The sequence below is a fragment of the Bacillus sp. AY2-1 genome, assembly GCF_008368965.1.
In the GTDB taxonomy this organism is placed as follows: Bacteria; Bacillota; Bacilli; order Bacillales; family Bacillaceae_G; genus Bacillus_A; species Bacillus_A thuringiensis_S.
The window spans coordinates 31,853-49,827 of sequence record NZ_QPEL01000030.1; the positions used below are offsets into that span (position 1 = coordinate 31,853).

The following is a 17,975-nucleotide window of genomic DNA, read 5'->3' on the forward strand; positions in this document are numbered from 1 at the left end:
TCTCATACGTGTCAACAAAATCCAACATTTTTCTACATTAAATATCGAACATTTACATAAAACATACTCAAAGTATTCGTATTCTAAAGATACCCTCTAAATGTAAGCCCTTTCTTTATTGCTGAGTATAGTATATAACAAAAACACTATATAAAAAAGCCTAATTGTAAAAACAATTAGGCTTTTTTTAAGAACTTTTTTCTTGTACATCATTAATGAGTACTTCTCTCGGTTTACTACCTTCATATGGACCTACTACACCATTCATTTCCATTGCATCAATTAGACGAGCAGCTCGCGTATAACCTACTCTAAACCTACGTTGTAGCATAGAAACAGATGCTGTTTGCATTTCCACTACAAGTTGAACCGCTTCATCATATAATTCATCTTCTACTTCCTGCTTCGTATCAGGAACATCTTGCGGAATCATATCTTCTTGATATTGTGCTTTTTGCTGTCCAATAACATATTCTACAACTCTCTCAACTTCATCATCTGATAAAAATGCACCTTGTACACGTACAGGTTTCGATGCACCAATTGGTATAAACAGCATGTCGCCACGACCTAGTAGCTTCTCTGCACCACCACCGTCAAGAATTGTACGAGAATCTGTTTGAGAAGATACAGCGAATGCAATACGTGATGGAATATTCGCTTTAATAACACCCGTAATAACGTCAACTGACGGACGTTGCGTTGCAATAATTAAATGAATACCAGCAGCACGAGCCATTTGCGCTAGACGCATAATCGCATCCTCTACATCAGACGAAGCAACCATCATTAAATCTGCTAACTCGTCCACAATTACTACAATATACGGTAATTCGGGTTGTTTCGCTTCTGATTGACTATTATGCTCTTTTATATAATCGTTGTATCCTTCAATGTTACGTGTACCACTATGAGCAAACAATTCATAACGACGTTCCATCTCACTCACAACTTTTTTCAATGCTTGCGATGCTTTTTTCGGATCAGTTACAACTGGTGTTAACAAATGAGGCACACCGTTATATACATTTAACTCTACCATTTTCGGGTCAATCATCATTAATTTTACTTCATGTGGTTTTGCACGCATTAAAATACTAACAATAATACCGTTAATACATACACTTTTCCCGCTCCCTGTCGCACCAGCTACGAGTAAATGGGGCATTTTATTTAAACGGGCTAATACAGCTTCACCTGTAATATCTCGGCCAAGACCAATTAACAACTTCTCTTCCGGATGATTGTTAGCCTTAGAATCAAGAACTTCCCTCAGCGTTACCATCGAAACTTCTGAGTTCGGAACTTCGATCCCTACAGCTGATTTCCCGGGAATTGGCGCCTCAATACGAATGTCCTTTGCAGCTAATGCAAGGGCTAAATCATCACTTAAACTGACAATTTTGCTTACCTTTACCCCCATATCAGGATACACTTCATATTTTGTAACTGCAGGACCTCTATGCACTTTTGTTACTTTCGCTTTCACTCCGAAACTTTGGAATGTACGTTCTAATTTACGAGCATTCTCATAAATTTCCGCATTTTCATTTGTAACTTGCTTATTCTTTGGAAATTTTAATATATCAAGTGAAGGAAGCTTGTAATCTTTATTTTCTACATTTGAAAATTGCATAGGAGGTGCTTGCGCTTCACTCTCTAACGATTCAACGATTTTTTCTCCACGCTTTTTCTTTGATTCTTCAATTGGTGGAGTCTCTTCAATAAACGGTGAAGTGATCAAATCTTCTTGCTCTACTTCGATTCGTTTATCCTCTTCTTCGTTTGCAGGATAATTCTCAGTGAAATTTGAAATAATTGGCGGATCAATTTGGATTTCTTCCATCGGCTCAATCACTTCTTCTTGTTCTGCAGCACGTTTGCTTCTTGTACTTCTTGTTGTTTTTTTCTTTTCTGTTTGTTCAGCCGTTCTTTTGGATCTCCAATCTTTATAATCCCCTTGCATCACTTGAAATTGACTTCTAAGAATTCTACCAACTGGAGCTAACACTTCTCCAATATGTTTATTTGTTATACAGAGTACCCCGAGAATAACTAAAATAATCCCAATGATATAGGCTCCTACTTCGTCGAATAGGAAGTAACATGTCGCGAACATAAGCGCACCAAACATACCACCGCCTAAATGAACGCTATCTGGCCCTTTTTTCATTTCAAGAAAGAAGTTATCTTTCGTACTCACAATAACAGAAGTATTTTGCACTGCTCCATCTTTTGTAAGAAGGTTAAATAATGTAATATGACTAAACATTAATATTGCCAATACAATTAAATAAAATCCAATTAACCGTTTATTTAAAAGGTTCGGCCATCCGCGTTTTATAACAAAGGAAACCGATAAAGCTATTACACCTAACACACCAATTATGTACCACTCACCAAAGAAGAAGCGAAAAAATAACACAAACGATTTCCCTACAACGCCTAGCTGTAAAATCGTAATGATTGAAAGTGCAAAAAGAGTTAAACCGACGATTTCATAATACAAAGTTGGCTTTATCGTACGTCTTGCCTTTGCCTTCGTCCCTCTTTGCTTTTGTTTTGCCATTTCTTCACCTCGTGTTCTACATATAAGTAAAGCTCCCCTAAAAATGCTCTATTTATATGTCTGTTTTCTCTATTTTTCAGGTCTTTATATCTTCTATTTTTACACTTCTTGTAAAATGCTAAATAAACAGAAGAAAGCAGCCTACTCATGGCTGCTCAACCGTCTTGTTTTTTATATTATACCATAGCTTCTAAACAAAATCCTTCTTTTTGCTAAAAGGTTATTTTCTGACCGGGCTCAAACTCTAAATAGTGAAGTGGGTCCGTACTTAGCACACGTACAATAGAATAACACCCATGTTCCTCTTCAGAAACCATTAATTCCACACCATTTATATTTACAACTTTTTGACTTTCACATTGTGAATAATCGGCCGGATACACAAGTTGCTCTGGCATAATTGTATATAAAATCATTGTAACATTGTCCCTTCTGCACTACCTTCCGCGCGAACATCTATTAATTCGTTTAATTTTCGAATCGCATTTCCAATACCACCAACATCATCTATAAGACCGTACTTTACTGCATCTCCACCAATTACATTCGTCCCAATATCTCGCGTTAAATTTCCTTTCGCAAACATAAGCTCTTTAAAACGATCCTCTGTTACTTTCGAGTGCTTCGTCACAAAACGAATAACTCTTTCTTGCATCTTATCCAAATACTCAAATGTTTGCGGCACACCTATGACAAGACCTGTTAAACGAATTGGATGAATTGTCATCGTCGCAGTTTCCGCAATAAACGAATAGTCAGTAGAAACAGCAATCGGTACACCGATGGAATGTCCCCCACCTAAAACTAGAGATACTGTTGGTTTTGAAAGTGAAGCTACCATTTCTGAAATTGCTAGTCCAGCTTCAACGTCACCTCCAACCGTATTTAATATTAAAAGCAAACCTTCAATTTTCGGATTTTGTTCAATCGCAACAATTTGCGGAATGATATGCTCGTATTTTGTTGTTTTATTTTGCGGCGGTAATTGAACATGACCTTCCACTTGTCCGATAATCGTTAAACAATGAATACGTGATTCATTCATCTGTGGTACATTTGTCTGTCCAAGCTGTTGAATTTTTTCTACTATTGAAGCCTCTTTTCCAGCTTCTTTTGGCTCAGTTTCTTTTTCTTCATTTGTATATCGATCACGTTCTGTCATTTCGCATCCCCTTTCACTCGTATATAACTATTATTTCTTAAGTTATAAATTTCATTCGATAGGGTTAAAAAGAAAAAAAAGATCACCCATAAGGGTGATCTTTTTTATACTTCCATAATAATCGGTAAAATCATAGGTTTTCTCTTTGTCTCTTCGTACAAGAACTGTCCTAATAATTCACGAATATTTTGTTTTAACATTGACCATTCAATCGAATATTCTTTAATTGACTGCTCAACAATCATACGTACAATCTCTGTAGATCGTTCAATTAACGCTTCTGACTCACGAACATATACGAAACCACGTGAAATGATTTCTGGACCAGAGATAATTTTCTTTTCATCTTTACCAAGCGTTACAACTACTACTAATATTCCATCTTGAGATAACATCTTTCTATCTCGAAGAACGATATTACCAACGTCACCTACACCTAATCCATCAATTAAAACATTACCAGCTTGTACTTTACCGACTAAGTTCGCTTCATCGTCACCAAAAGCAATTACGTCGCCTTTTTCTACGATAAAGATATTTTCTCTTGTAATACCTACATCTTCAGCTAAATACGCATGTGCTTTTTGCATACGGAACTCACCATGTACGGGTACAAAGTACTTCGGTTTCATTAAATTTAACATTAATTTTAATTCTTCTTGGCTACCGTGACCTGAAACATGAACTTTTCTTTCGCCGTAATAAACAACTTCAGCTCCAGCTCTAAATAACAAATCAATAATTTTTGATACAGATATTTCATTACCCGGAATTGGCGAAGCAGCAATGATAACAGTATCACCTTTACGAATTGAAATTTGTTTATGTGCTTGTTTTGCCATTCTAGATAGAGCAGCCATCGGTTCACCTTGACTACCTGTCGTTAAAATAGCTACCTTTTTCTCTGGGAAGTTGTCTACTTCTTGTAATGAAATAACCATACCTTCTGGAACATCTAAATAACCAAGACGTCTTGCAATGTCTACTACTTTCACCATACTACGTCCTACTACCGCTACTTTTCGCCCTGTTTCGGCAGCTGCATCAAATACTTGTTGAATACGATGTACATTCGATGCAAATGAAGCAACGATAATACGACCTTCTGCGCCGTAGAACACTTTAGAAATTTCTACACCAACTTCTTTTTCAGAACCTGTATAACCTGGGCGCTCTGCGTTTGTACTATCAGATAATAAGCAAAGTACGCCTTCATTTCCGATTTGAGCCATTTTCCCAAGGTCTGCTCCACTATTTCCAATTGGAGTTTGATCGAATTTAAAGTCTCCTGTATATACAATTGCACCTTTTGATGTATGGAAACAAACACCAACAGAATCTGGAATACTATGTGTCGTTCCAAAGAATGACACCGTTGTAGTATTAAACTCTACTGTTGAATTTGAATCGATTGTTTTTAAGTCTACACGACCTAACATACCCGCTTCGCCAAGTTTTTCTTGTATAAGTCCTACTGTTAATTTCGTTGCATACACTGGAATAGATAATTTACGAAGTACGTAAACAATACCACCAATATGATCTTCATGACCGTGAGTAATAAATAAACCCTTTACTCGCTCTTGGTTTTCCACTAAATATGTAATATCAGGAATAACGATATCAATTCCAAACATTTCATCTCCCGGGAACATTAACCCTGCATCCACAATAAAGATTTCAGAATCAATTTCAACACAGTACATGTTTTTCCCGATTTCACCTACTCCACCAAGAGCAAATACTTTAACAGACTCATTCTCTTTTCTCTTCATGTTGTTGCCTGGTTTAAAAATCTTGCAAACACTGATTTCACTAAAATTGCAGAGACACCAGGGGAAACTCTACAACCACCATATATTCACCGTCCAAGACGAATGTCCTTACCGTTATGCGATATCATGTCCTTGTTTATTTTTTAAACCAGGTTTCACCTCTCTTTCATTATATAAATCAAATATCTTATTCGATATGATATGAAAATTTAATTAAATTATAATTTTTCCCAATTTTGCTAAGCATACCCGTACTAAGCTACTTAGCCATATTATACCTGATAGAAGAAATAGAACACAAGTTAAATCGTGCGAAAGAAAAAGTAAAAGAAAGGAACAGTACTAAAAGTATATGGCTTATTTCCGCTGCTTTTATACTCCATGTTATTTGAAAAAAAACCCTAAACACTTTAAATTACTTTCATTTGATGGATTTCCTAGATTTTTTTCTTGAATTGCAAAAAAACACTTATAAAATGAAACTTTTTTATAGATTACGTCATATTTGAGGCAATTCCTCTAAAAACATAACCGAAAGTATTTCCTGTACTAGCAACTACTTTTCAACAAAATTAAAAGTGTAAGATCCTTTTCTTATAAACATTGTATTACATGACAAAAAGCTATGAATTACAAAATCTAATAGAAATTTAATAAGATTAAATTTTTAGGGGGATTTGACAGTCACTATCGAGGACAAGAGGTTGGAACCAAATTAATGAAAGAACAATATCATACTTTATCAAGTAGAGCACGCGTAGCGTAATGTACTCGTTTTCAATATTATAGGTTCGTATACAGATGAGAAAGGCAAGCTTAAAATCATTTTATAAAAGATTTACTTTAAAACAGATTCAAACATTTTCATATCAATAAAAAAATGACCTAGTGTGAAACTAGGTCATTTTTATTAACGAGGAATAGATTGCATTACAGATTGTAACGTTACTCTTTCTTCTTCTGTTAATGGAAGAAGTGGTAAACGTACAGAACCTACATCTAATCCAACCATTTGTAACGCTGTTTTTACTGGAGTTGGACTTGGCGCCATAAATAATGAATCAGTTACTCTTACAAGTAATTGATGTAATTTTTGTGCCTTCTTAAACTCTCCTGCAAGAAATGCTGTAATCATTTCTTGCATTTCGTTTCCGATAACATGAGATGCTACCGAAACGATACCTTTCGCTCCAACTGCCATAGCCGGTAACGTTAAACCGTCATCACCGCTGTATACCGCAAAGTCGTCCGCTGTTTTTTCAATGATTTCTGTCATTGTTAACACATCGCCGCCTGCATCTTTAATAGCAACAATGTTTTCTATTTCTGATAAACGAACAACTGTATCAACGGAGATTTGTACAATAGATCGTCCTGGAACGTTATATAGCATAACCGGAAGTGGCGTACTTTCAGCAATTGCTTTAAAATGCTGATACATTCCTTCTTGACTCGGTTTGTTATAATACGGTGCTACTAGCATTACTGCATCCACACCAAATTCTGTTGCCTTTTTAGTTAAATCAATAGAAGCATGCGTATTATTGCTACCTGTTCCAGCGATTACGGGCACTCTTTTATCGACAACAGATACGACATGGCGATATAACGCTACCTTCTCTTCTGAAGTTAATGTAGGAGATTCTCCTGTCGTTCCTCCTACCACGATTGCTGTTGTACCGTTATCAATTAAATAATTTACCAATTTCGTTGTCTTTGCAAAATCGATATTCCCGTTTATATCAAACGGTGTTACCATCGCGGTTGCAATTGTCCCAAAATCTATCATGGTCTCACTCCTTATTGTTCCAGTTGCTTTTCTTTTGAAAGCTCAAACGCACTATGTAATGCATTTACAGCCTCCACTAAATCAGTTTCTTTTACAAGAACCCAAATTGTTGTATGACTATCTGCCGATTGCAGAATTTGAATACCTTTTTCCGCTAAAGCTGTAACGATTTTCGCAGTAACCCCTGGGTATCCTGCCATTCCAGCTCCAACGATAGATACTTTCGCACAATGTTCTGTCACAATTGGCTCATATCCAAGGTTCTTTAATAATTTAACTGCATGACTTGATACATTATCACTCACCGTATATGCTACGCCAGTAGGTGAAATATTAATTAAATCAACACTTATTCCTTCGTTCGCCATCTCTTTAAACACATGTTGTTGCAAATCATATGCCGTTTCTTTTGCAAGCACTTTAATTTGCGTTACGTTTGATACGTGGGCGATACCTGTAACAGGACGTTCTTCTACATCACGACCTCTTGTAGCACCGTCATATGCTGAAATAAGCGTACCTTCACTATCAGAATACGTAGAACGTACACGAAGTGGCACTTTTGCATGCATCGCAATTTCAACTGCACGTGGATGAACGACTTTCGCACCTTGATAAGCCATGTTACAAATTTCGTTATACGTTACAGTTTGAAGATGACGTGCATCTTTTACAATACGAGGATCCGCAGTCATAACACCTTCTACATCAGTGAATATATCGATGTATTCAGCATGAAGTGCAACACCTAATGCTGAAGCTGAAGTATCACTACCTCCGCGTCCAAGTGTTGTCGTATCACCTTTTTTCGTTTGCCCTTGGAATCCTGTAACGACGATTACATCTACATTTTCTAACTCTTCATGTATACGATCGCAATTCATTTCAATAATCTTTGCATTCGTAAAGTCATCATTCGTTACAAAACCAGCTTGTGCACCATTTAATGCTGCTGCTTTTATACTATTCTCATTCAACATATTAGAGAAAACAATTGCAGAGATTAACTCTCCGCACGATAATAATAAATCTTGCTCACGTTTAGAAATAGTAGATTCCTCTTGATTTACAAGACTTAATAACGTATCCGTTGCATATGGTTCACCTTTACGGCCCATAGCAGATACGACAGTAACTACTTTATAACCAGCAGCTAATGATTTTTTTATATGATGAAGCGCATGCTTACGTCCATTGTCATCACGTACTGATGTGCCACCAAATTTTTGAACAATTATTTTCATATTTTGCACCTTCTCTTAGCCGTTTACACTAATTGTAATTTTACTAAGCGCTCTGCAATTTGAACAGAATTCCATGCAGCGCCTTTTAATAAGTTATCAGATACGACCCAAAGATGGAATCCTTTATCGTTATTTAAATCTTTACGGATTCTTCCAACGAATACTTCGTTTTTACCTACTGCAGTAGCTGGCATTGGATATAACTGCTCTTCTGGATTATCTTGCAGAACAATACCTTCCGCATTTGCAAGTAAGCTCTTTAATTCTTCTACTGTTACGCCTTCTTTTTCTACTTCGATGTAAACAGACTCAGAGTGTCCTGATACAACTGGTAAACGTACACACGTTGCCGCTACTTCTAATTCAGGCATATGCATAATTTTTTTCGTTTCGTTAATCATTTTCATTTCTTCAAATGTAAATCCATTATCTTGGAACTTATCAATCTGTGGAATCGCATTAAAAGCAATTGGGAAATGCTTCTTATCACCTGATACAGGAAGAACATTTGCCTTAACTTCTTCGCCATTTAAGATTGCTTGTGATTGTTCATGAAGTTCTTCAATAGCTGCCGCACCAGCACCTGATACAGCTTGATATGTGGAAACGATTACTCGTTTTAAACCATATTGCTGACGAACTGGCTCAAGAGCTACTACCATTTGAATTGTAGAACAGTTTGGATTTGCAATAATGCCATTATGTTCTTTTAAGTCATTTTCATTTACTTCAGGTACAACAAGTGGCACGTTTTCTGTCATACGGAATGCACTTGTATTATCAACAACAATCGCACCGCGTTTTGCTGCTTCTGGCGCTAATTGTTTCGATACAGATCCACCAGCACTAAATAGTGCGATATCTACTCCTTCAAAGCTTTCAGGAGTTGCCTCTTGAACTGTAAATTCTTCGCCTTTAAATACAAGTTTCTTACCTGCAGATCGTTTAGATGAAAGTAACGTTAACTTCCCAATCGGAAATTCTCGTTTCTCTAAAGTATTTAACATTTGTTCACCAACTGCGCCGGTTGCTCCAACTACAGCGACATGAAAAGTTTTTTGCTTTTCCATCACTATGCCCCTTTCTAGATACCAATCCTTCTATAACTTAGAATCAGAAGGAGTATACAATACCCCTTCTAATCTTAATAACGTTAATTTTATCATATTCTACAGTAAGAATGATGGTTTCATCAAAAATTGTCCGTTTTTTTTCGTTTTTTAATTCATATATCTGAATTTTTCTACGACCACCGGTTGCAATTGCTTTCCTTGCAGTGCTTCTAATACTGTGTCTTCCAGCAGCTCCATGCGAGCTACCATTGAGTTCGGTTTTTTCTCTGGTGCATCTTGACCGAATGGAACGAAGTAGATGTTTTTTGTTGCCATTAGGCGCATGAGGTTGACGCCAACAGGGTGATAACAATATAAATATTTCTTTTTTCTTCTATTATATATTCATTTCAAATCCTGTAAATTTATTTTGTATACCATATTCTTCATAGGTACCCATAAACGAATTCGATGGTACTTTAGTAATTAAATGGAAAAGTTCTACTTTGATATTGAGTTTACTACAGTAGCATATTTACATATATATCCTTTAATTGGTATGATTTACTTGTTCACATAAAAGGGGGGAGATTTTTGAGTTTAAACATGTATTTAGGGGAAGTACATGCCCAAACACAAAGTATGAATGCTGTATGTACGGCTACCATTCAAGCTATGGAACAAGCGATTCAGTCAATTGACGCTTTTGCAATTGATACTGTGTTACAAGGACAAACATATAGCAGTGCAAAAGCCTATCTTGTCCAAACATTTCGGCCTTTGGCGCAAGGCATTATATACTTATGTGAAGAATTAATTCGTCAAAACGATGCGTTTCCAAATGAATTTCAAGCAAAAGTTGCTTCGACAGATGTTATCGAACAAGAAATAAAAGAACAAATCCAAGAAATCAATCAAACAATTGCAAGTATTGAAGCAATAGAGGTACTTACACCAATGCCTGGAGTAGAAGCAATTGTGGTTGTTTTAGTTGCGATGAGAAAAAAACTTGAAGAAAAACTAGAGCATTTATATGAATTTAATTATACATCCAGTAATAACTACAGCACGGCCCTTCAACTAGCAGCTAGTATTGCTACTGGTCTTGCCGAAGTCCAAAGCGGAAAAGGATTTAGTCCTGCAAGCGGCACGTTTAGTACACAAGGGTTGAATATGGAGTGGACGACTTCCATTCAGGCGATTGAAGAAGATAGGAAGCGTCAGGCCGACAATCTTTTAAATGGTAGTTCAATTGAAGAAGGAGCAATGTGCGGTCCATTAAATAGTGAAAAAAAAGATGAATCTTTACTAGATAAGTTTAAACATGGTGTCGAAGATATTTATGAAGGTGCTTGGGACTTTATACAAGGCGCTGGCAGTGCAGTAGCTGAAGACTATATTGGACTAACACCACCTGATAATGATAAATTAGAAAGCAAAGCAACTTATCAAGCTGGAAGATTCACTGGACATATTATATCAACGGCAGGATCTATTGTAGAAATTTTTGAAGGTATTTCAGTCATAGGTGGGGCTAATTTCTTAACATTCGTCGCAGAAGTAGGAAGTGGTGGGTTAGCATCATCAATTGTTCTTCCATTAGATGCAGTTGCTACAGCGGCTGGTGTTGGTGCTGTTGTACACGGTGGATTGGTTTGGGATAAATCGATTCAAAATGCCAAGGATACTCTTCAAAAATTCGAGTCTTCTCCATCTTCTGGTGAGCGTGTTAATAAAGTTAAAGAGAATGGTAAACTTGATAAAGAGGGAAATGCAACTAAAAAAACAGATAATTCTGGTAATGAAACCAGCGGAGCTAATTCCACAATCACACCCGAAATGGAAGAAAAAATTCTGTGGGGACAAAGAAAAAACCCTAATAAGAATGAGATTATTGGGGGACATTCTTCTGGAATAAATAATAATCATCATAACTATGTTGTAGAGGAAATTAAAATTAATCCAGATGGAACAAAGAACATTAAGTATACTACTCAGTTTCCAGATGGTAAATTATCTAAAATAAAAAGTAGTACAGTATTTCCAGATGGGTGGAGTGACACAAAAATACTAAAATGCGTTGAGAATATCGGGAATTCTAAATTAATAAGTACTAGAGCTAGGGACGGAGCAACTTGGCATCGAGGTACTATTGATGGTGTAGAAATAGATGTGATAAAGAAAGGAGATAGTGTTATTAGTGCCTATCCGACAGGTAAAGCTAATGCATTACCACCATCTGGATTTTAGAAATAAAGGAGGAATAAGAAATGTATGAAGAATTAAATGAAATATTATCCGAAAATAGTTCAGAAGATTCTTGGTATGATGATGGATTTATGTATGCTCAAGAACTGCTGAATGATTTTACTGACAAAGATTGGGGAAAATTATTTCAAAGTATTAATGATAAAAATGATAAGTGGAAAATTAGGCTGGCTTATTGCATTGATGATGATTTAGGAATAAATGGATTGGAATTACTATTGAATATGCTTGATGAAAGTGATGAAGTTGTTGAGACTACGATAGATTCTTTAAGGTCTTTCAATTCTGAAGAACATAAAAAGATGATAGTATCCAATAGTCGAGTAATTGATACAGCACAAAAATTATTGGAAAAGGCTAGCTTCCCCGTCAAAAGAGTTCTAGAAGATTTTTTGAAAGATATTAAAAATTAATTTTTTCGGAATATGAAGAAGAAGAAGAAGTAGCATGGGTGAAAGTAATTGAATTTGACTAGCTATTTTGCTAGATTCTTAGCATAAGTAAAGGAGAGAACTTTTCGAAGAAACAGTTTTCTTTAAGATTGGATATTTCAATGAAGCATGTTATCTAGCTTGGAATAAGTGAAGAGAAGTTACATATGGAGAATAATCAACAAAAGAGACCTCACATTTGAGGTCTCTTTTGTAACTCTTACTTTACATACACATAGGCTTCAATTGCTGATACATAGTATGTTTTGCCCTTGCTATTGTGTACTTTGTATTGTGGCGAATCATTCACACTTACCTTTGCACCAATAGTAAAGTCTAATCCCATATCTACAGAACCAGCAACATCTTTACCCTGCCAAAAAGGAGATTCATAGAAAGGAGAATTTTATATGTCTTTAGATAAGTATAAAAATATGTCTGATGAAGAGTTTAAACAATTGTCTACTGAAGAATTTCAAAACTATATAAGATTAAAGCAAGAAGATTTTTCAAGACATTATAGGAAAATAAATGAAATTACTATAGATGTGATGTTAAAACCTCAGGAAGCAATAGAAATTGCTAAACATTATCATAAGAAAAATAAATTAGGTGGAGTAGTTAATGAAGATATCAACCATCTTTTCTTTGATGAGGCTTATACATTTAAAATTGAGAAAGAAAATAGAAACAACGATGATATAAGACCAGCTTGGAGAATATTAGTGGATTTACCAAAAAACCCTTTTCTTATGGAGGACTATACACTAATTGTGTCTGATAGGGATAAAAAAGTAATGGGTATGCTCGATCCAAATGGGCATCCAGTATTTAAAGGCAATGAATTTACAGATGAGGATTCTGAAGATTAATTAAGGTAATTATTCGTTTGTTTTTAAATGGTAATGGTAAAATTATTTCTGCATTTCCAAGACAAGTTCGATGATGAAGATGAAATCTCTCTTAAAATAGAAACTATTACATTACGAAATCTAATACACATTTGGATAAATGATCACACAAAACCATCTGAACTTACTCCCGCAGAAAAAGCCAAGGAAATACGAGAACATTGGAAAAAACGTGGTAGTGAGTATGTTTTACTAGGAGAAGGTATTTAAAATTAAACATAGAGGTGAAAACAAATGAATTATAATGAAGTAGAGTCTATATTATCAAATATTCTAGAAAGAGAAACCGAGGTATTAGACAAGCCAACAGATAAAGAATGGAAAGAATTAAGTAATAAATTTAATTGCTCGTTTAGTAATGAATTTAAATATTTTATTGAGTTGATGACATTCTGGTCATTTCCAGGTGATATTTATAATATTTCAAAGGGTAAAACAAATGGAAATGATACACTAGAAGAGGTATATAATTATGAAATGAGTAATGGTAATTGGGATTCAAATATGCTCCCCTTCTATGGTATTGGAAATGGAGATTATTTTTGCTTACATAGATTAGAATCGAAGGTGTATTATTACTATGATGATAAAGGGAAATTCGAAGAATATTGCGATAGCTTCAAAGCATGGATAGAGGATTTACCAAATTTTTTAGCTTAAAATCTGTTTGAAATGGACTTATTTAAAGTTACGACTCAAATACCTCACGAATTAGATGTGTACCCCAATTACATCTAACATTTGGGGTGCATTTCATAATAGATGGCCTTTTTCGTTAAATTAAAGCACATTCACATACATATCACTAGCGTAAAATAGAACACTTATATAGAAATCATGTTTTGTTAAATTGCTGTGATTTTATATGGAAGAAAAATTTTTATATAATGATACATTTATTAATATCAACTAGGAGGAACATTCCTTGAAAGTTGTACGCTCTATATTTAAGGGCTTTCGTTTAATAGGTTTAATTATAAAGCCTGTACTTAAAGCATTATCTAAAAGTAAATTTTAAATCTCATAAATATTAAAATCCCCTTCTGCATATAGGTGCAAAAGGGGATTTTTTTCAAATTATTCTATTCGTTCTACAGACAGTACTCATAGATAAATAAGAAACGGTGTATATTTACCCTAACATTTATAAAGATGAAAATCAATATATAATTATCTACATATAGAACCAGATAATAATTTTTTTCATAAAACTATTCTTTTGTTTTATTTTTTAATGTACTCGTACCACCAGTTTCTTTCATCCATCCAAGCTGTAATCTTATCAAGTTCGCCATTAGGCAGTACTTCAGTTTGTAAGTACGCTAAACCAGTTAATGGATCAGAGACAACCTTCCCTTTTGTTCCACGCTCATTCATAGCGTTTACGACTTCCTGAACCAATGAAATACCAAAACCACCAGATTTAACATATTGATAGCCGCCATTGGCAATAGCTTGTTCTGGTCGTTTTTCTCCTGTAAACCAAGATAATGATTTACTGCCAATCAATTGGTTCAAATCACACTTACCAATACCAGGTACATTACCTGTCTCTGTGTATTTCCAGATATCACATGGATAAGCTGGTCTATTCCCACCATATCGAGGAATCCATACGAAATCAGCGTTTACTTGACCCGCTTGGAACTCTTTATATGTATGATGACCAACATATAGCCCAACTTTTTTAGCACCTAATTGGCGCAATTCATCAATAAAAGCTAACGTTCCAGCTAACATATTCCCCATTGTTTTCACTTCCACATCAGCTACCCAAAACAATGCATCTTTATCTCCACGATTCCAAAAGTCACGAGCTTCTACACGTGCATCATTGTCAGAAACGAATCGACAAAACGCATAGTTACCAAAAAGAACACTACGTTTTTTCATTTCACCAACATAACTTGGATACATATGATCAACTACATTAGAACCATCTTGTACCCTAGCAATTACTAAGTCTAATTGTGGTGCTGCTACATCCCAGTTAATATTACCATTCCATTTTAAAATATCTACGATATACCCCATTATTGAACATCTCCTTCAAATAGTTTTTGTTTGATTTCTGTTACATCTTTAGAGATAGATCCAAAAGCCTTTGCTTGCTCTTCTATTACTTGTTGGTTTCTATCAATTACTTGTTGATACTTTTCTTCACGTTGCTCATTCTTTTTTTGTGTAGTAAATAGCATCCACACAAATAACGCTGCAAATGCACCTTGTTGAATGACTGAGTTGAAAATCGCATCTTCCACTGTTCTCATCTCCTTTTTAGGCAATAAAAAAAGACCAACTAATGCTGCTCCTGCTCTGTTTGCGTATTATTTTCATTAGTCGGCTTTAGTGGTTCTTGTAGTGGATAAGAACTGGTGAGCGATGTATAACACTCCATACAAATGTACTTTTTCGCAAATCCCATATCTAGTTCATATAGACGTGCTCCACGTTTGCAGATTTCGCATCCGGTTGCATTTCTAAAACTTATGGTTCCATCAAGTTCTCTCCACACATCGACTTTATTCATGCCATTTGAAAGCCCTGCGTTATTTAATACATTGATGGGGATGTTTACAAAAATTCCAGTTTCAGATCTTTCCAGCTCTACTAAATATCCCATAAACGGTGTTACATCCCCAGGTTGTGGAGGTGCAACAGCTGAATTTTGATTCTGATTCATATACTATTACTCCTTTCTCCTTTCTCCCAAGCTATTAAAGTGCCATCCATTTGAGTTACAGACATAGAATCCAAACCCTCGGTTTCCTTCTACAAAACGAATATGTCCCCATTGTTGGAATCCACCGCCACGGCCAAGCATCCACAAGAATTTCCTATAAAACACACGGCCATTTTTATTATAAAATAAAAAGACGAATGCTATTAAGAATTTTTGAAATGATTGTAATGGAAAGTACCACTTTTCACCAAAGCGGATACACTTCTCGATCATTTCATCATCAAAATACAAGTCGTCTCTGTTTAAAACGTATTTTTCCAGGTATTCAATTAACAATTCTCTTTCATTGTTGAACTTTACTTCACCACTTCTATAAAGTTCAATGTATTCATCTACATATTTTTGCCTAATCATACTAAATCACTTGGACTGTAACCTGAATTAGAAGCACCAACTTTAGGAGAAAGTTTTATATCTCTTCCCAAAGCAATTAATGAACTGTTAATTTTATTCCTCTCACTTATAAGAGGGTGGGCTTTAACAAAAACTTGAGAACCGTTTTTTATCGTTACGGACTCGCCTTCTTTATTAATAGTTTTATTTATTTTTCTAAATGCTTTTACAAGATCAATATATCTTTCTACCTTTTCGACTTCGACTAAATCTGTAATATCAATACTATTCATAAGCTGTTCTTTTAACCTCACAATACTAACAGCCATCTCCCCCCCCCTTACGTGCGTAAAATCGAAAAAAACCTGACAGTTACCCCCCTCCTCCGGTGCCCCTTAGAGCATTTTTTGATGAAATATTTTAAGGGGGGTACTGTTTCTGAATTATTTTTACCACTTTTCATCGTTTTCCCATTTATTCGGTTCCTTTTTGAATGTTCTACCGTGTTCTTTGTTATGGCAATCCACACAGACTGTCTCTAGATTGTCCATTTCTAATGCAAGTTCTGGATGATGCTCGAGCTCTTTGATATGATGGACAACGAGCTGTATCTTCTTACGCTTGGCACTCTCACTGTATTCATTCGTGTCTGTTTGTACTCGACCATTACGTTTACATTCCTGACATTCATAGTTGTCACGCTTCTTTACTTGTTCACGAATACTCTTCCAATCACCACTGTCATAAAACTTACGCTTCTGTTGTTTGGTTTTATACCCTTTCATTTGTCTTTACCAAACAATTCTTATTACCTTTATCTCTTTCCAATAAATCTTTTATTGGTGTTTGTTTAATCATAGATTGCGATATTAATTTACCTTGACAATAAAGCTCTACTGTATCGCTTTGGTTTGCAAATCTACCCATAACCTTCTCCAATTTCTCTAATGCATCTACACATTCATTAACAGCTTCAGTTACTTCTTTCATTTGTTTTAATGCTTCAGGAGTATCCGCATCGATATTAATCTTTAATTTGTTATTAGCCATTTCATTCATCCTCCATTAATTCACATTCTCTTATTCTTGTAAGTGCATCCTCAGGAGTACCTAAGATATTATCCGCGCTATAACTTGCACTTACCTGATCACTTAATAGATTTACCTTATCTTTTAAGCCCTCCAGAGTTTGAAACAATGCATTTACTGATTTCCTTAATTCTTGATTTTCTTTAGCTATATTAGATAAAAATTCAAGTTTCTTTTTCAACTTGATGTTTTCTAACATGGCATCCATTATTTTCACCACCTTTTAATTCCAAAATAAAAGGTCGCCATCCATATCGATAGCGACCTTGCAGTTATTAACTATTCCTATCCTCTTTTAATACCTGTAATAAATGGTTTAAGTACAGACTTTGCAGCAACTCCTAAACTCTCATCAATTTGCACTTCTAGGGTCTCAATTGAAGAAATATGTAGAGGATTTATTGAAAGGTTTAAAAAGTGAACAAACCCTTTATACAATTCACCTTCTTTATTTGAGATACGACTCATAAAGTCTTCTGGGTGAACATCAAGATCATACTCTTTACCGCTATCCATAATAACTCTTGTATGCAATGTTCTAGCCATCCTTGCACACCTCATTCCATCTACCTAGGATGTTGTTAGCTCAAAGAAGAGCAAAAGCTCTCC

At 35.4% G+C, this 17,975-nt stretch carries 19 protein-coding genes and 4 pseudogenes; 5 read left to right on the forward strand and 18 right to left on the reverse strand.

The genetic code is table 11. From position 1 onward, the window contains the following. Positions 1 to 187: 187 nt before the first annotated feature. The 8 genes and pseudogenes from DN403_RS08305 to spoVFB all read right to left on the reverse strand — a co-directional run. Entirely contained in the window at positions 188 to 2,569 is a 2,382-nt protein-coding gene (locus DN403_RS08305; protein WP_001118793.1) for a DNA translocase FtsK, read from the reverse strand. Between the two features lie 212 nt (positions 2,570 to 2,781). Further along, positions 2,782 to 2,985, reverse strand: a complete 204-nt coding sequence (locus DN403_RS08310; RefSeq protein WP_000605020.1) for a YlzJ-like family protein — start codon at positions 2,983 to 2,985, stop codon at positions 2,782 to 2,784. Continuing rightward, positions 2,982 to 3,731 carry a translocation-enhancing protein TepA gene (gene tepA / locus DN403_RS08315; RefSeq protein ID WP_000139825.1) on the reverse strand — a complete coding sequence of 250 codons (750 nt, stop codon included), beginning with the start codon at positions 3,729 to 3,731 and terminating at the stop codon, positions 2,982 to 2,984. The genes DN403_RS08310 and tepA overlap by 4 nt, the downstream gene beginning before the upstream one ends. 104 nt (positions 3,732 to 3,835) lie before the next feature. Continuing rightward, entirely contained in the window at positions 3,836 to 5,506 is a 1,671-nt protein-coding gene (locus tag DN403_RS08320) for a ribonuclease J (RefSeq protein WP_000823089.1), read from the reverse strand. 910 nt (positions 5,507 to 6,416) lie between these two features. After that, the gene (gene dapA / locus DN403_RS08325) at positions 6,417 to 7,295 is read right to left on the reverse strand and encodes a 4-hydroxy-tetrahydrodipicolinate synthase (protein WP_149185391.1); all 879 of its coding nucleotides are present in this window, start codon (positions 7,293 to 7,295) and stop codon (positions 6,417 to 6,419) included. Positions 7,296 to 7,306: 11 nt separating this feature from the next. After that, the gene (dapG, locus tag DN403_RS08330) at positions 7,307 to 8,539 is read right to left on the reverse strand and encodes an aspartate kinase (RefSeq protein ID WP_000692458.1); all 1,233 of its coding nucleotides are present in this window, start codon (positions 8,537 to 8,539) and stop codon (positions 7,307 to 7,309) included. Positions 8,540 to 8,562: 23 nt separating this feature from the next. Then, complete coding sequence (gene asd / locus DN403_RS08335) at positions 8,563 to 9,609, reverse strand: aspartate-semialdehyde dehydrogenase (RefSeq protein WP_000414849.1); 1,047 nt, start codon at positions 9,607 to 9,609, stop codon at positions 8,563 to 8,565. Positions 9,610 to 9,759: 150 nt separating this feature from the next. Further along, positions 9,760 to 9,948: pseudogene (gene spoVFB, locus DN403_RS08340) on the reverse strand (dipicolinate synthase subunit B); the annotation flags it as partial. 237 nt (positions 9,949 to 10,185) lie between these two features. On the opposite strand from spoVFB, the gene DN403_RS08345 reads away from it, so the two are divergent. Continuing rightward, positions 10,186 to 11,841 carry an EndoU domain-containing protein gene (locus DN403_RS08345; protein ID WP_149185392.1) on the forward strand — a complete coding sequence of 552 codons (1,656 nt, stop codon included), beginning with the start codon at positions 10,186 to 10,188 and terminating at the stop codon, positions 11,839 to 11,841. A 20-nt stretch (positions 11,842 to 11,861) separates the two neighbouring features. Further along, complete coding sequence (locus DN403_RS08350; RefSeq protein WP_086397943.1) at positions 11,862 to 12,272, forward strand: hypothetical protein; 411 nt, start codon at positions 11,862 to 11,864, stop codon at positions 12,270 to 12,272. A gap of 238 nt (positions 12,273 to 12,510) precedes the next feature. Here DN403_RS08350 and DN403_RS31685 read toward each other — a convergent pair. Then, positions 12,511 to 12,696: pseudogene (locus DN403_RS31685) on the reverse strand (N-acetylmuramoyl-L-alanine amidase); the annotation flags it as partial. 4 nt (positions 12,697 to 12,700) lie between these two features. Here DN403_RS31685 and DN403_RS08360 point away from each other — a divergent pair. The 3 genes and pseudogenes from DN403_RS08360 (at position 12,701) to DN403_RS08370 (ending at position 13,861) form a co-directional block, all read left to right on the forward strand. Then, a complete protein-coding gene (locus DN403_RS08360; protein WP_098280136.1) occupies positions 12,701 to 13,162 on the forward strand; it encodes a hypothetical protein in 462 nt (153 codons plus the stop codon). A 60-nt stretch (positions 13,163 to 13,222) separates the two neighbouring features. Next, a pseudogene (locus DN403_RS31690) lies at positions 13,223 to 13,411 on the forward strand (hypothetical protein); the annotation flags it as partial. A gap of 24 nt (positions 13,412 to 13,435) precedes the next feature. After that, on the forward strand, positions 13,436 to 13,861 hold the full coding sequence (locus tag DN403_RS08370; RefSeq protein WP_086397946.1) for an SMI1/KNR4 family protein: 426 nt from the start codon (positions 13,436 to 13,438) through the stop codon (positions 13,859 to 13,861). 564 nt (positions 13,862 to 14,425) lie between these two features. Here DN403_RS08370 and DN403_RS08375 read toward each other — a convergent pair. The 9 genes and pseudogenes from DN403_RS08375 to DN403_RS08415 form a co-directional block, all read right to left on the reverse strand. After that, on the reverse strand, positions 14,426 to 15,235 hold the full coding sequence (locus DN403_RS08375) for a GH25 family lysozyme (RefSeq protein WP_086397947.1): 810 nt from the start codon (positions 15,233 to 15,235) through the stop codon (positions 14,426 to 14,428). Then, positions 15,235 to 15,471 (reverse strand): BhlA/UviB family holin-like peptide, encoded by a 237-nt coding sequence (locus tag DN403_RS08380; protein ID WP_001261076.1) that lies wholly within the window; start codon positions 15,469 to 15,471, stop codon positions 15,235 to 15,237. Before DN403_RS08380 ends, DN403_RS08375 begins: the two co-directional genes overlap by 1 nt. A 29-nt stretch (positions 15,472 to 15,500) precedes the next feature. Further along, positions 15,501 to 15,884: a hypothetical protein gene (locus tag DN403_RS08385; protein ID WP_086397948.1), complete on the reverse strand. Its 384-nt coding sequence runs from the start codon at positions 15,882 to 15,884 to the stop codon at positions 15,501 to 15,503. Positions 15,885 to 16,004: 120 nt separating this feature from the next. Further along, a pseudogene (locus DN403_RS08390) lies at positions 16,005 to 16,298 on the reverse strand (terminase large subunit); the annotation flags it as partial. Further along, the gene (locus DN403_RS08395; protein WP_000301142.1) at positions 16,295 to 16,606 is read right to left on the reverse strand and encodes a P27 family phage terminase small subunit; all 312 of its coding nucleotides are present in this window, start codon (positions 16,604 to 16,606) and stop codon (positions 16,295 to 16,297) included. The pseudogene DN403_RS08390 and the gene DN403_RS08395, both read right to left, overlap by 4 nt. A 120-nt stretch (positions 16,607 to 16,726) precedes the next feature. Then, on the reverse strand, positions 16,727 to 17,062 hold the full coding sequence (locus tag DN403_RS08400) for an HNH endonuclease (protein WP_086397949.1): 336 nt from the start codon (positions 17,060 to 17,062) through the stop codon (positions 16,727 to 16,729). Then, entirely contained in the window at positions 17,049 to 17,327 is a 279-nt protein-coding gene (locus DN403_RS08405; protein ID WP_086397950.1) for a hypothetical protein, read from the reverse strand. Before DN403_RS08405 ends, DN403_RS08400 begins: the two co-directional genes overlap by 14 nt. Position 17,328: 1 nt before the next feature. Then, a complete protein-coding gene (locus DN403_RS08410) occupies positions 17,329 to 17,574 on the reverse strand; it encodes a hypothetical protein (protein ID WP_086397951.1) in 246 nt (81 codons plus the stop codon). Between the two features lie 77 nt (positions 17,575 to 17,651). Continuing rightward, entirely contained in the window at positions 17,652 to 17,912 is a 261-nt protein-coding gene (locus tag DN403_RS08415) for a hypothetical protein (protein WP_065703326.1), read from the reverse strand. Positions 17,913 to 17,975 lie beyond the last annotated feature (63 nt).

Coding starts and splice junctions, on each gene's coding strand:
- DN403_RS08305 (WP_001118793.1), bottom strand. CDS start 2,569: ATGGCAAAACAAAAGCAAAGAGGGACGAAGGCAAAGGCAAGACGTACG.
- DN403_RS08310 (WP_000605020.1), bottom strand. CDS start 2,985: ATGATTTTATATACAATTATGCCAGAGCAACTTGTGTATCCGGCCGAT.
- tepA (WP_000139825.1), bottom strand. CDS start 3,731: ATGACAGAACGTGATCGATATACAAATGAAGAAAAAGAAACTGAGCCA.
- DN403_RS08320 (WP_000823089.1), bottom strand. CDS start 5,506: ATGAAGAGAAAAGAGAATGAGTCTGTTAAAGTATTTGCTCTTGGTGGA.
- dapA (WP_149185391.1), bottom strand. CDS start 7,295: ATGATAGATTTTGGGACAATTGCAACCGCGATGGTAACACCGTTTGAT.
- dapG (WP_000692458.1), bottom strand. CDS start 8,539: ATGAAAATAATTGTTCAAAAATTTGGTGGCACATCAGTACGTGATGAC.
- asd (WP_000414849.1), bottom strand. CDS start 9,609: ATGGAAAAGCAAAAAACTTTTCATGTCGCTGTAGTTGGAGCAACCGGC.
- DN403_RS08350 (WP_086397943.1), top strand. CDS start 11,862: ATGTATGAAGAATTAAATGAAATATTATCCGAAAATAGTTCAGAAGAT.
- DN403_RS08360 (WP_098280136.1), top strand. CDS start 12,701: ATGTCTTTAGATAAGTATAAAAATATGTCTGATGAAGAGTTTAAACAA.
- DN403_RS08370 (WP_086397946.1), top strand. CDS start 13,436: ATGAATTATAATGAAGTAGAGTCTATATTATCAAATATTCTAGAAAGA.
- DN403_RS08375 (WP_086397947.1), bottom strand. CDS start 15,235: ATGGGGTATATCGTAGATATTTTAAAATGGAATGGTAATATTAACTGG.
- DN403_RS08380 (WP_001261076.1), bottom strand. CDS start 15,471: ATGAGAACAGTGGAAGATGCGATTTTCAACTCAGTCATTCAACAAGGT.
- DN403_RS08385 (WP_086397948.1), bottom strand. CDS start 15,884: ATGAATCAGAATCAAAATTCAGCTGTTGCACCTCCACAACCTGGGGAT.
- DN403_RS08395 (WP_000301142.1), bottom strand. CDS start 16,606: ATGGCTGTTAGTATTGTGAGGTTAAAAGAACAGCTTATGAATAGTATT.
- DN403_RS08400 (WP_086397949.1), bottom strand. CDS start 17,062: ATGAAAGGGTATAAAACCAAACAACAGAAGCGTAAGTTTTATGACAGT.
- DN403_RS08405 (WP_086397950.1), bottom strand. CDS start 17,327: ATGGCTAATAACAAATTAAAGATTAATATCGATGCGGATACTCCTGAA.
- DN403_RS08410 (WP_086397951.1), bottom strand. CDS start 17,574: ATGGATGCCATGTTAGAAAACATCAAGTTGAAAAAGAAACTTGAATTT.
- DN403_RS08415 (WP_065703326.1), bottom strand. CDS start 17,912: ATGGCTAGAACATTGCATACAAGAGTTATTATGGATAGCGGTAAAGAG.